This is a genomic window from Cryomorphaceae bacterium (assembly GCA_007695365.1).
Lineage (GTDB): Bacteria > Bacteroidota > Bacteroidia > Flavobacteriales_D > SKUL01 > SKUL01.
The window spans coordinates 1-13039 of record REDV01000134.1 but is presented as its reverse complement, the minus strand read 5'-3'; the positions used below and the strand labels follow the sequence as shown (position 1 = coordinate 13039).

Annotated in this window: 11 protein-coding genes; 3 read left to right on the top strand and 8 right to left on the bottom strand. The window is 52.1% G+C overall.

The features are described 5' to 3' along the window. The first annotated feature begins 258 nt into the window (after nucleotides 1-258). A complete protein-coding gene (locus EA392_13790; GenBank protein TVR37048.1) occupies nucleotides 259-897 on the top strand; it encodes a thioredoxin family protein in 639 nt (212 codons plus the stop codon). 10 nt (nucleotides 898-907) lie between these two features. Here EA392_13790 and recJ read toward each other — a convergent pair whose 3' ends face one another. From recJ to EA392_13750, 8 genes are all read right to left on the bottom strand, one after another. Continuing rightward, nucleotides 908-2632, bottom strand: coding sequence for a single-stranded-DNA-specific exonuclease RecJ (gene recJ, locus EA392_13785; protein TVR37047.1), 1725 nt, complete (start codon nucleotides 2630-2632; stop codon nucleotides 908-910). Nucleotides 2633-2677: 45 nt separating this feature from the next. Beyond that, entirely contained in the window at nucleotides 2678-3364 is a 687-nt protein-coding gene (locus EA392_13780; GenBank protein TVR37046.1) for an NAD-dependent epimerase/dehydratase family protein, read from the bottom strand. Between the two features lie 4 nt (nucleotides 3365-3368). Beyond that, nucleotides 3369-5306, bottom strand: coding sequence for a 4-hydroxy-3-methylbut-2-en-1-yl diphosphate synthase (gene ispG / locus EA392_13775; GenBank protein ID TVR37049.1), 1938 nt, complete (start codon nucleotides 5304-5306; stop codon nucleotides 3369-3371). Between the two features lie 72 nt (nucleotides 5307-5378). Beyond that, nucleotides 5379-6962, bottom strand: coding sequence for a M28 family peptidase (locus EA392_13770; protein ID TVR37045.1), 1584 nt, complete (start codon nucleotides 6960-6962; stop codon nucleotides 5379-5381). Beyond that, complete coding sequence (locus EA392_13765; GenBank protein TVR37044.1) at nucleotides 6962-7843, bottom strand: DMT family transporter; 882 nt, start codon at nucleotides 7841-7843, stop codon at nucleotides 6962-6964. Before EA392_13765 ends, EA392_13770 begins: the two co-directional genes overlap by 1 nt. Further along, complete coding sequence (locus EA392_13760) at nucleotides 7824-8420, bottom strand: DUF502 domain-containing protein (protein TVR37043.1); 597 nt, start codon at nucleotides 8418-8420, stop codon at nucleotides 7824-7826. The genes EA392_13765 and EA392_13760 overlap by 20 nt, the downstream gene beginning before the upstream one ends. Nucleotides 8421-8422: 2 nt before the next feature. Beyond that, entirely contained in the window at nucleotides 8423-8782 is a 360-nt protein-coding gene (locus tag EA392_13755; protein ID TVR37042.1) for an MmcQ/YjbR family DNA-binding protein, read from the bottom strand. Next, nucleotides 8779-9552 (bottom strand): cyclase family protein, encoded by a 774-nt coding sequence (locus EA392_13750; protein TVR37041.1) that lies wholly within the window; start codon nucleotides 9550-9552, stop codon nucleotides 8779-8781. Before EA392_13750 ends, EA392_13755 begins: the two co-directional genes overlap by 4 nt. A gap of 114 nt (nucleotides 9553-9666) precedes the next feature. On the opposite strand from EA392_13750, the gene EA392_13745 reads away from it, so the two are divergent. Both EA392_13745 and EA392_13740 read left to right on the top strand, forming a co-directional pair. Continuing rightward, nucleotides 9667-10806, top strand: a complete 1140-nt coding sequence (locus EA392_13745; protein TVR37040.1) for a hypothetical protein — start codon at nucleotides 9667-9669, stop codon at nucleotides 10804-10806. A gap of 2 nt (nucleotides 10807-10808) precedes the next feature. Further along, on the top strand, nucleotides 10809-12881 hold the full coding sequence (locus tag EA392_13740; protein TVR37039.1) for a glycoside hydrolase family 2 protein: 2073 nt from the start codon (nucleotides 10809-10811) through the stop codon (nucleotides 12879-12881). Nucleotides 12882-13039: the final 158 nt, after the last annotated feature.

The window sequence follows — 13039 nt, the reverse complement described above, 5'->3', positions numbered from 1 at the left end:
AAAAAAGTTGGGGATTGCAAACTTTTAACAGGTGCTTTAGGTCCGGTACTATACTGCTACAGCATCAACAAGCCGGTCGTTAAACAATTTATTTAGAGCCATTATCTATAGCCGCAACCCCAAAGTATGCATTGGCTTCGGCCCATTGTATTACGCGGGTTAAACAATCTCCTCCGTATGGCGTTTGCTAATTTTAACGCCGGAAAAGAGCGTTCACTCATTTCATCTGGCTAGTTTTAACCTTCAAAACACACAACCATGAAAAACAAACTGATTATCGCATTAGCCATTGCCGCTGCGGCTATCATGGCCTGCAAAGAGATCAACAACCCCATACTGGAAATCGGGGCTGCGGCGCCCAAGGCCGATGTAAAAATGAAAGATGTATCGGGCAAGAACATGATCCTCAAGGATATGAAAAAAGAAAATGGCCTGCTGGTGGTTTTTTCATGCAATACCTGTCCGTTTGTGGTGGGTAACCCCGGCAAAAACAGCGAAGGCTGGGAAAATCGTTACAACCCCATGCACCAGGTGGCAGAAAAAGCTGGTGTGGGTATGGTGTTGGTGAACTCCAACGAGGCTTTTCGCGATGGGGTGGACTCGTTTGAGAAAATGCAGGAGCAAGCACGAAAGGAAGGCTATACCATGCCTTACGTGGTGGATGCCAACCACGTGGTGGCCGATGCTTTCGGGGCGCTTACCACACCACACATCTACCTGTTTAACAAAGACATGAAACTGGTGTACAAAGGGGCCATTGACGACAATGTCAACGCTTCGGCGGAGGTAAAGGAAACATGGCTTTCCGACGCCATCGCAAACATGATTGCCGGAAAAACCATCGATCCCAATTCAACCCGTCAATTGGGCTGCAGCATTAAGCGTGTTAAGTCGTAAGAAACGCTGATCAGGGCTCAAAGCGAATGTCCTTCACCTTGAGTTGAAGTGAAGTGCGCCCGTTAAATTCGTTTTCCTCTAAGGTGTAAACGAGGGAGAAAGGTTGGCCATCGGCCACTTCGGGATAGTGTTCTGCCAGCCCGAACCCAATACCGTTCATCGTTATGCCGGGATTGCTGGTTTGGCACACGTGAAATTTGAGGTGATTGGAGCCAACTGTTTTGCTGTACCCTGCGTTGATGCAATGCCGCGTGATGAAAACGGGGTTCATATTGCCGGGGCCAAAGGGGGCCATCTGCTTCAATACTGCGAAAAACCTCGGAGTGATATCCGCGAAGTCAATCTCCAGGTCAATCTCAATTTCGGGAATAAGTTGTTCCGGGCGAATGGTGGCCGATACGACCTCTTCAAACTTGCTGCGAAAAAGCACAATGTTCTCTACGGGCAGGGTCAGTCCGGCCGCAAAAGCATGTCCGCCAAACTGGTCGAGTAAATCGCTGCAGGCCTCTATGGCGTTGTACACGTCATAGTCTTTTACCGAGCGCGCAGAACCGGTTGCTTTACCGTTGGATTCTGTAAGAATGATGGTTGGCCGGTAATAGGTTTCGGTAAGGCGCGAGGCCACGATGCCAATCACGCCCTTGTGCCAGTCGGGGTGAAAAAGCACGGTTGTTTTGGCATCCATCAGCACCTGGTCTTCCTGAATCATTTGGAGCGCCTGTGCAGTAATGGCCTGGTCCAACTCGCGGCGCTGCAGATTTTGGCCGTTGATGGTTTCACTCAACAGGGCTGCAAGATCTTCCTGGCTTGAAACGAGCAGCTCCACGGCTCGGTTTCCTGATTCCATGCGGCCGGCGGCATTGATACGCGGCGCAATTACAAACACCACATCCGAAACAGACAAGGTGCGCTTAAAGTTGGCGGTTTGCAATATGGCGCGAATGCCCTCACCGGGGTTGTTGTTGATTTTCTCAAGTCCCAGCGCAGCGAGTACGCGATTTTCGCCGGTGATGGGCACAATATCGGCGCCAATGGCCAGCGCCACGAGGTCTACGTAGTCCATGCACACCGAAAAACCAAATACTCCCCGCATACTGAGCGCCTGCATCAGCTTGAAGCCCACACCGCAGCCGCACAATTCCTTGTAGGGGTAGGCGCAATCTTCGCGTTTCGGGTCGAGTACGGCCACTGCGCGAGGCAAAACTGCTCCCGGGCGGTGGTGGTCGCACACAATCAGATCTATGCCGAGTTCTGCACAGTAGTCCGCCAGTTGAACGGCTTTCACGCCACAATCGAGGGTAATGATGAGCGAAACTCCGTTCTTTTTTGCGGTGTCAATGCCCTTTTTGCTCAGTCCGTAGCCTTCGGTATAGCGGTTGGGAATGTAGTATTCCACCTGTTCGGTTACGCGCCTCAGCACCGAATAAACCACAGCTACAGATGTGGTACCGTCCACATCGTAGTCGCCATACACCATAATGCGGTCGCCATCACCCAGGGCCTGAATGACGCGCTCCACGGCGGCCTCCATATCGGCCATGAGAAAGGGGTCGTGAAGCTGGCTCATATCGGGCCGGAAAAAACTTCGCGCTTCTTCAAAGGAAGTGATGCCACGTTGCACCAGTATTTCGCATAGGTTCCGGTCAATACCAAGGGCATCCTTTAGGCTGTCAACCTTTTGTTGATCAGCGCGTGGAAGTACATTCCAACGGGTGGTGGGGGCGAGGGTTTTCATGCCTCTAAAGTAAGTATTTGGATGAAATAATTGCGCAAAAACTGCTTAGCGACCGCCTGTAAGTTCCTGCATTTGGCGGTATTCGTGGGTATGGACTCCTTCCTTTGCGCTGAACGCTGCCGCCCGCATGGCACGTGCTACCCGCAGTCCTGAAATACCGCGGTATCGGGTCCAACCGCCAATCAACAGAGGTTTCAGAACCTTCATCAGCACAGCGGCCACCCGCTCCCCAAACCGAAAGTCGCGCCGGTTGCCCAGCAACAGCGACGGCCTGAAAATATGAAGCACCGGATAGCCGAGTTGCTTTACATCGCGCTCCACTTCTCCTTTTACGCGGTTGTAAAAAATCCGCGAGTCAGCCGAAACACCCACGGCACTCACCAGCATCAATCTTTTGGCACCGGCTTCGCGAGCGCAACGGGCAAAGCGCATAACGTACTCGTAGTCCACTTTTTTGAACGCCTCTTGCGAGCCGGCCTGCTTAATGGTTGTGCCCAGGCAGCAATAGGCGTCGTCCAGACGAATGTCTTTGATAAACTCCTCAAGTCTGTCAAAGTCCACCACCTTGTTTTCGAGTCGGGGGTGCTCCCTGTGAAGCGGGCGCCGGCTCAGCGCGATCACTTTTGCGTAGCGGTCTTCGTTTAACACTATGTCAAGGCAAGCTGTTCCTATCAATCCCGTACATCCCGCAATAATCGCTGTGCGCGTTGCGGTTCCGTTTTCTGCCACCATCTTTCTACTCTTCTGTTGCGGGTTCTACCCAATCTCCGTTAGATCTTATCAGTTCAATCAATTCATCTACAGCGTGCTCTGCGTCCACGTTTCGCTTCACCACTTCTTTTTCGCGGTACAAGGTGATTTTTCCAACACCGGTTCCTACGTAGCCGTAGTCGGCATCGGCCATTTCACCGGGCCCATTCACAATACAGCCCATGATTCCGATTTTCACCCCTTTCAGGTGATGGGTGCGCGCCCTGATTTTGGCTGTGGTTTCCTGCAGGTCAAACAGTGTTCTTCCACATGACGGGCAGCTGATGTACTCGGTTTTGGATATGCGCGTGCGGGTTGCTTGCAAAATGCCAAATGCCGTTTGGTTGATGCGCGCAAGCGGAATGTGCGGTGCGTTGAGCCAGATTCCATCACCGAGGCCGTCGAGCAGCAACGCCCCGAGGTCGGTTGCGCTGTGGAGCATAAAGGTTTCCTCGTCGGACGTGTCGTAATCGCGGCGCACAATCACCGGCACATCACAATCAGCGTGCATCATCTTGAACACAGCTGCGCGCTGTTCGGCCATTCCGTGGGCGTGCTGCGTGGTAAGCACCAGAATTACATTTGCTGTTTTGAGTTGGTCCAGCAAACCCGCGTTGAGGTGGTTGATATCTGTCTCTACAAAAGCTGTGGTGTTGATTCCAGGGCCTTCCTGTTGCCATTGCTCCAGACTCAACAAGGGATAGCGGCGGTCTTTGTGTGATTCTGCTTGCCAGGTCTCAAAGTCGTGAATAATGCTCAGCGTACCCGGAATTTCAAAATCAATGTTTTGAGATCCGGCGTACACAAAATCGCAGGCCAGATCGGCGATATTCCATTTATCGAGCTGTACGGAATAGCGGTAACCCAGCGGAAAGAGTGATGCCGGGGTTATTTTTTCTCTTCGGCTCAAATCGTGCACCACACACGGAACGTTGCGGTCGCCGGTGTGCAGTACTTCCCGGGTTTTGCGTCGCTCGTAGGTAAAGGCATCATTGTCGCGCGGCACAGCCTCCACGGGTGTGTCGGGGCGGTTTTGGTAGCGCTCAACCAGTTTTTGGGCTACGGGGATTTCGGCTTCGGGCTCTTCTGTAAGGGAGACCCTCACGGTGTCGCCCAAACCATCTTCGAGCAGGGTTCCGATACCCACGGCCGATTTGATGCGTCCGTCCTCGCCATCACCGGCTTCGGTAACCCCGAGGTGTAGCGGGTAATTCATTCCGGCTTCCATCATGTGGTTTACGAGCAATCGGTATGCCTGCACCATTACCTGCGGGTTGCTTGCCTTCATGGAAATCACCACATCGTGATAGTCCATATCGCGGCAAATGCGCAAAAACTCCATGGCCGATTCAACCATTCCCAGCGGGGTATCGCCGTAGCGACTCAGAATGCGGTCTGACAGTGAGCCATGATTGGTGCCGATGCGCATAGCTGTTCCGTGCTCTTTACAAAGCGCCACGAGCGGTGAAAAGCGGTGACGGATGCGCTCCAGTTCTGCCTGGTAGCTTTCGTCGGTATATTCTATGTTCTCGAATTTCTTTTTGTCGGCGTAATTACCGGGGTTTACGCGCACTTTTTCTACAATGCTGGCCGCAATTTCCGCAGCATTGGGCGTAAAGTGAATGTCGGCCACCAGCGGAGTGTCGAAGCCCGCCGCACGGATAGCAGCCTTGATGTGCTCCAGGTTTTCAGCATCTTTTTTACTGGGAGCAGTGATACGCACCAATTCGCAACCGGCTTCAATCATACGGATGGATTGCGCCACCGTAGCCTCTGTGTTCATGGTGTCGGTGGTGGTCATAGACTGCACCCGGATGGGGTTGCTGCCGCCAATCACCACAGAACCCACACGTACAGGGCGGGTTTCAAATCGTTGGTAGGCGTGAGAATTCGGGCAGTAAACCTGTGCGGAGGTTTCGTTCATAGCTGGAGTTTTGTCTGTTGTGTTCACCTTGTAACAACCGAACGCCGGCAAAGTTAACAACAATGCGAAGGCTTAGCGCAGCACAAACTCCTTGATTTCGTCGAAATGTGAACCCACAAGGTTTACGAGGTACACTCCTTTTGGGAGGTAGCTGATATCGATGTTGATTACACTGTTGTAGTAGAGGTCTATGCGCGATTGATAAAACACTTCACCGGAAGGGTCGACCAACCGCAGTTTCAGGCGACCGTGCTCCGGGTGGTTGATACGAACTTTCAGGATTTCATCATCATCGGTAAGGTAAAGATGGTAGTCCACCAGGTGATCGGGTGGCCTGCGGGTCATGCCTTGTTCCTTGAGGGAGATTCCGGACACCTGCACATCTCCGTGAATATATCCGGCTTTTTCGGCGATGGTTGCCACCAGAGCTCGCACCACTTCGCCCATTCGCTCAAAGTCCAGCTTATCGGCAATATCCTCACTTACGGCATAATCGGTTTTTCGGGATTCGGCACCATCCGTGAGCAACACGGCGGGTATTTCCTGTTCCCAAAAAGGCAGAAACATGTGGCTCCCGAAGAGAACTTTTTCGGCGCCTACAGCCGGTACTTTGAGGGCCTCTACCCGAAATTGGGGTGTAGCCACCTCGGCAGTGGTTGCGAAAGTGTTTCGCGCAGGGATGCTGTTTTCATCGCTGATGGCAAACAGAAAATTGCCGCGCCACTGTTCGCTTTCCAGCCGTGGAACCAGGGCGGTAAACATTCTTTTCTGTGGAGGGTCGAACTGTTGGGTGAAAATCACATCGCTGTACCTGCCTACATTATCGAGAATGTACGCAGCTTTGATGTTTTTTCGCTCATACTCGGAGAGCTTTTGCAAATACCTGCGACTTCCTATCCCGCCTTGTTTCTGGAGGTCGAATCCTACAAAGACCACACTTTTACGCAATTTAACTTCGGTTAATATGCGCGCAGCTTCCAGCATCACAGCTACACCTGAGGCATTGTCATTGGCCCCCTGCGATTCACCGTCGGTGTCGTAGTGTGCAGCCACCATGATGACATCCGTTTCGGTCACATCACCCCTCAATTGCCCTGAGATATTCTGTCCTTCGTAGCTTCCGAGCATAATCTTTTGTCGCCGCACATCCATACCGAGGTCGTGCAGGCGATTGGTGAGTAGGCGCTGGGCTATTTCCAACCCCGGGGCTCCGGTGAGGTAGTGCCGTGGACCTTGCATGGTGAGGATATCGCGTTGCAATCTGCCTTCTGCTACTTTACCTGTGATATTCTCGTAGCCGGGATTCTGGCCGTCATCGGCAATCACCTTCACGTAAAAATCGAGCACATTTCCGGCCCGGCGGTTGTAGGCCCACACAATACGCTTGTTTTTTCCGGGGCGTACATCCCTTCCGATGTCACCACGCGCACTGTGCGTATATACGAGCCATGTTTGACCGTAGTCGTTGGAGGCGCGCAAAAACACTTCCACCTCACGGCTGTCGGGGTCTATTAAGTCGTAGGTAATGACCACTTCTCCGGATACTGTGTCAGCCTCGGCTTTGAGGTTGCGGATTTGCGGGGCTGAGTTTTGGGCATACATTACTGCACCGCTCATCACAGTCACAAAAACCAGTGCAATTCGCTGCAGAAACATCAGGAAGTTCGCAATTTACGTCGCTTAAGATAAGCGTTGGTGAAAACGGTTGCGAAGATAACAAAGGCTCCCAAATAAAATCCGAAGTTCATCTGCTCCTCCGCTCCGAAAATAAACCAGGCAAGGATGATGCCGTAGATGGGCTCAAGATTGATGGTGAGCGACACGGTAAAGGGCGAAATGGTCTCCATCACCTTTACACCCACCACAAAAGCGAAGGCGGTGCATACCGTTCCCAGCAGCAGCAGCCAAAGCCAGTCGGCTTCCGACACGCGGAAATAACCGGCACTCCAATCGCCTCGCAGGCTCAGATAGACGCTGATCAGCAAAACGCCGCCAATCATCTCGTAAAGTGCAATGCGCGAGGGTCTGTCGCTGCGGATAAAAATGCCGTTGAGTACATTAAACAGCGAAGCTAGAAATGCCGAAAGTACGGCCAGACCAATCCCCCATGCATATTGGGTTTCCACGCTGAAAATCATACCCAGTCCGGCAATGATACAGACACCCATGATGATTTCTGACGCGCTGATGCGACGGCGAAAGAACAGGGGTTCAATCAGTGCGGTAAAAAGCGTGGCTGTACTCAGGCAGGCAAGTGTTACGGATACCGTGGATACTTTGATGGCCTCGAAAAAGGTAATCCAGTGAGCTGCGGTAATCATCCCGGTCACAATGAGGGCAGCGATGCGTCTTTTTCCCGCTTTGGCACTCACCTTCACAAGTGGCATATACATCGCGATAGCTGCCAGAGCAATCAGCATGCGGTACCAAACCAAATGATGACTGGGAAGTGTAATCAGTTTTCCGAGAATGCCCGTAAAACCAAAGATGAGCACAATGGTGTGGAGCAGCAGGAGGTTAAGGCTGTTCTTCGACATCTGATTCCGGATCTGCCAGCTCGGTTACTCCACCCGACACGATGAACTTCATTACATCCATGCTCTTGCTGTCGAGCGGCGTAACATGTGCAGCCGGTACGATAAAGAGGTTGCCCGAAAAATTATAGGAATGAGGCAAGTACACAGCCACCATTCCATGTGGAATACCCAGTTTACTCAGATCGCTTTGGGTGAGATAACCCAGCTTGTAGAGGTCTGATTCAGCGTGAAGTTTTACCAACACAGGTTTGTCGAAGCGTTTTTTATTGCCCACCAGCGCACTCATCAGGTCAGAAACAGCTTCGTACAGGGATTTGAGCGGCGGCACACGGTTGAGCATTTCCTCGAACCACCATTTGATGGGCTGTGCCACAATGGTAGATCCCAAAAACCCCAGCAAGGTTATAATGACGAGTAGGGTGAGGATACCCAAACCCGGAATTTGAAACGGAATCAGGCGATCCAGAAACGTAAACAGGGCATATACCACATATCCGAGCAAAGCGAGGGGTACAATAACGAGCAGTCCCTGAAAAAACCAGGATGCGATGAGTTTGGCGATGTTGGATTGCTTCATGATCAATGTGATTTGGGTTGAATGGAATCTCGGTTTTTGCGCGGTAGCGTGTTGAACACGAGAGTATAGCTATCATCAACCAGCTGTTTCATAAGTTCATCAGGCACCGAACCGTCGGCCATAACCGTATTCCAGTGTTTTTTGCTCATGTGGTAGCCGGGTAGAATACCGCTATAGCGCTCACGCAGTTCAATGGCTCTGTCGGGGTCGCATTTGGCGTTGAAGCTTTCAAATTCGTCCACATCCAGTGCGCAAAACATTTTTCCGCCCACCTTAAATACGAGTGTGTTCTCGTCAAACGGAAAGCTTTCCTCCGCACCCGGTTTGGCGATGCAATACGCTCTGAAATCCTCAATATTCATATCGGTAGTGCAGGGTAAATCACCGGGCGACTGGGCGCGGCGTCATTTTCGAGCGCGGCAACCTGCAGGTTAAGCAGGTAGAGTCCATCAACCACCTGGTGAGGTACGTAAATCAGTTCGGTGATGGTTTTGTGTTTTTGCGGGTTGTGCGGCACATTCCAGAAGCGGTGGTGAGCCTCCAGCCGTCCTCCGTCCTCCTCGCGATCCACGCTGGGCAAGTCAGTAAGCAGGTGCTCAATGCCAAAGGAATTTAGCCAATCCATGCTTTCGGGCAGGAAGTAGGCCGGATTGGTACTGCTGTAGTTTTTTTCACGTCGCGACTCAGGATTGGGCAGGGTGCGCACAATCAACGCCTGCACTGGAGCTTTGCCCATGGCATTGGCGAGTTGCTCGGGCAGTATCACCCGATCGCCTGCGCGCACCCACTCCGAGCGGTCGCTGCTGAGGGTAGCCGGCTCTAAGGTAATCAGCCTGGCCGTTAGAAAAAAGGATTGGAGGGCGTCGTTTACCGATTCTTTCTGGGGCGTGATATGACCCAGACATTCTGTATGGGTGCCATGGCCGTGCGGATTAAAGCACACGTCGTAAAAGTTTACCGAGCCCCCACGTGCCACGCTGCCGGTAAACCGATCGGTCATGACCGCCTCAATTTTCGGATTATCTACATACCAGGCTCGCGGACCCTGGAGTGCCACGGCAAGCGAAAGGTCGTGTCCGTGTTGTAACTCGGCTTGGTAGGAAACGTCGCCAATGGAGAAGGTTGTTTTCATCCCTGCAAAATAAGGGGAAAATACCTGTTCAAAAAAGCTATCTTTTAGCTTCCGAGGAACCCACCCTCACTCTCACCCCAAAGCCTTTACTTTGCAGCAAGTCCACAACGCAATATGCCACGTCGCTCACTGCTTGTTTTGATTGGTGTCACCTTATTGGTAAAGGTGGGGTATTTGCTCTTTTCGATGGTGCTGGCAGGTGAAACCCATAACCAGTCGCTTCTGCAACATTACCTCAACGACATGTACAAAAACGACGTAGGTTGGTACAAAACCATCGCCACCGAGGGCTACCCGGAGGTACACTCGCGGCGCGATCTGGGCTACTCCAAAGATGACGAGTACCATCAAAGCGCGTGGGCGTTTTTTCCGATGTACCCCTTATTGAACCGCGCCACCATGTGGCTTACAGGCTGGAACTACCTGTACAGTGCGCTTTTTTGGAGCATTTTACTGAGCGCCTCTACGGCTATTTTGCTTGCTCAGCTTGGCTTTGTGTGGTTCAAAAACACGCTCAAAGCCCTTTACTTTTCGCTGCTGATGGTGCTTTTTCCCTTTGCCTTTTACTACTCAATGTTCTACACAGAGGCCTTGTTCATGTCGCTCCTACTGGGAACATTTCTCGCCGTGCATCATCGCCGCTACATGCTACTCGCCGCACTGCTCATACCCTTGTCCCTGGTGCGACCCAACGGCATTGTGGTTCTGGTGCCGCTGTACCTCTATCACCTTGAGGCTCGGGGCTGGCTCATGGGGTTCAGCCCTCAGTGGAAAGGGGTTTTCAGTCGGCAAAACATTCTGCACACCTCAGCTTTTCTCACCGCGCCCCTCGCCTTTTTGGCCTACTGCTATTACCAGTGGCTGGAAACGGGATATTTCTTTGCCTTCAGCATTGCGCAACAAGGTTGGTACCGTGAGTTTATGTTTCCGCTGCTGGCGCTCTTCAGACAGGGCGATGCGGCTACACAGTTCAACTCGGTTTTTACCATCGTGCTTATTCTTTTCGCTGTGTGGAGCTGGAGAAAACTACCGCTAAGCTTCAATGTGTTGGTGTGGATAGGCATCCTGCTACCCCTAACTTCCGGCTCAGTTACGTCCATGACGCGTTTTGCCACCACGCTCTTTCCGCTGTTTTTGGTACTTTCGGCAACGATGGAACAACTGCGGCTCAGGTATCTCCTCCTGTTGTTGGCTTTTGCGCTGCAATTGTGGAGCTACACAGCCTGGTTGCATGCCCATCCACTGAGCTATTAACCATGTTGCGCCCAACTCACTCCTCCGGGAATCGAAATCTCTGGTCAACCTGTGCAGCACTGCCCGCGCTGTGGGTCGGCCTGTTCGCATCACTCATCATCCAAAGTGGCTGTATGGATTCTAACAGCTTTCCTTTGCAAGAAACGATGCAACTCGGCGGTAACTGGCAACTTCTGAACGACAGTTTGGGCTCAGTAGCGGCAGAAATTCCCGGCACGGTACATACCGATTTGCTCGCAGCAGGGCTGATACACAACCCCTTTAACGCTTCACAGGAGCGCGAATTGCGTTGGATAGAAAGCGAAACCTTTGAGTATCGCTGCCTTTTTGAGGTGAACGCCGAACAATTGGAGCATCGCGCCGCCGATCTTGTCTTTGACGGCATAGACACCCATGCCGATATTTACCTCAATGGACACCATATCCGCCGCACAAGCAACATGTTTCGCAGTTACCGTATTCCGGTGCGAAAATTAATTCGGGAAGGCACCAATGAGCTGAAAGTGGTGTTTGAGCCGCTGCAAAAAGTATTTGAACACGTCTATGACTCGCTGGATTATGTGTATCCCGCTGACAATGACTCGCTCAAACTGGCCCCATGGGTGCGCAAGGCTGCCTACCATTTTGGGTGGGACTGGGCTCCGAGGCTGGTAACCCGCGGAATCTGGAAACCTGTGAGACTGGAATTCAGAAGCAAAGGCATGCTCAAAGAAAGTCATTATCGGCTGATCAGCATCAACGACAGCCTGGCCGAAGTTCAGGTATGTGCCCTTGTAATGGCATTCCGAAACGGCACATTTACCCTGCATTTCAACCACAAGGAACACGAAGTAGCACTGCCCGCCGGAACCCACTGGCTGTGTGACACCCTGCGCATTCAAAACCCCAAAAGATGGTGGCCACGCGGCTACGGCGAAGCACATCGATATCCGCTCGAGATCAAACTTGGTTATCGCGGAATGACCCAGGACTCAATCCACCTCAACATGGGCCTGCGCACTGTAGAACTCGTAAACGAACCTGACTCGATTGGAACGTCGTTCTATTTCAAAATCAACGGAACACCTGTTTTTGCCAAAGGGGCCAACTACGTTCCGCAGGATGTTTTTCTGCCACGCGTTAAGGATGCTGATTACCGGAACCTGCTGAAAGCCGCTGCTGATGCTCACATGAATATGCTTCGCGTGTGGGGAGGCGGCGTGTACGAGCGCGACATCTTTTACGAGCTTTGCGACTCACTGGGCATCATGGTGTGGCAGGATTTTATGTTTGCCGGAACGATGTATCCGGGCAGTGCCGATTTTCTTCAAAACGCACAACTCGAAGCATCACAACAAGTTAACAGGCTTCGCAAACACCCTTCGGTGGTGTTGTGGTGCGGCAACAACGAAATTGAAGTTGCATGGCGAAACTGGGGCTGGCAGGAACGCTACGGCTACACTGAAGCCCATCAGCAGCAATTGTGGGCCAATTACGAGCGTATCTTTCATCAACTTTTGCCCGACATTGTTGCTGAAAACGACCCCGAAACACCTTATGTACCTTCCACCCCTCAAAGAAATTGGGGCACGGCCGAAAATTTCAATCACGGCAGTATGCACTACTGGGGGGTGTGGCATGGTCGCGACCCAATCAGTGCCTATGAGCGCAATGTAGGTCGCTTTATGGTGGAATACGGCATGCAGAGTTATCCCGATATTGAAACACTGCGCCCCTATATACCGGATGAACGAATGTTTATTGGCTCTCCGGCGTTTACAGACCGACAAAAAAGCTATATCGGAAACGCTGAACTCAGGTGGCACATGGAGGCACTGCGCGAAAAACCCGCATCCGTGGAGGAATTTATTGAGGCATCACAACGCGTACAGACCCACGCCCTCACCACAGCCATCCATGCGCACATGGCCGCAAAAGGTCACTGTATGGGAACCCTCTTCTGGCAGCTTAACGACTGCTGGCCGGGTGCTTCGTGGAGCGTAATTGACTACCACGGTCGCAAAAAACCCGCATATCAGGCTGTGCAGAAAGCATTTTCCGAAGAATACCGGCACCCGCAACCCGCAACTCACTAAGCGAACAAAGCCGCGCTCTGCACTGTTGCGATTGTGCCATTATTACGACCTTTGCCCAATGCCTGACAGCAACAGCAGCTTTTCGCCCCGACAAAACCTCGAACCCGAGGACTATTACCTCTCACCCGAAGGATTTATCGTATTCACCGAGCACTACC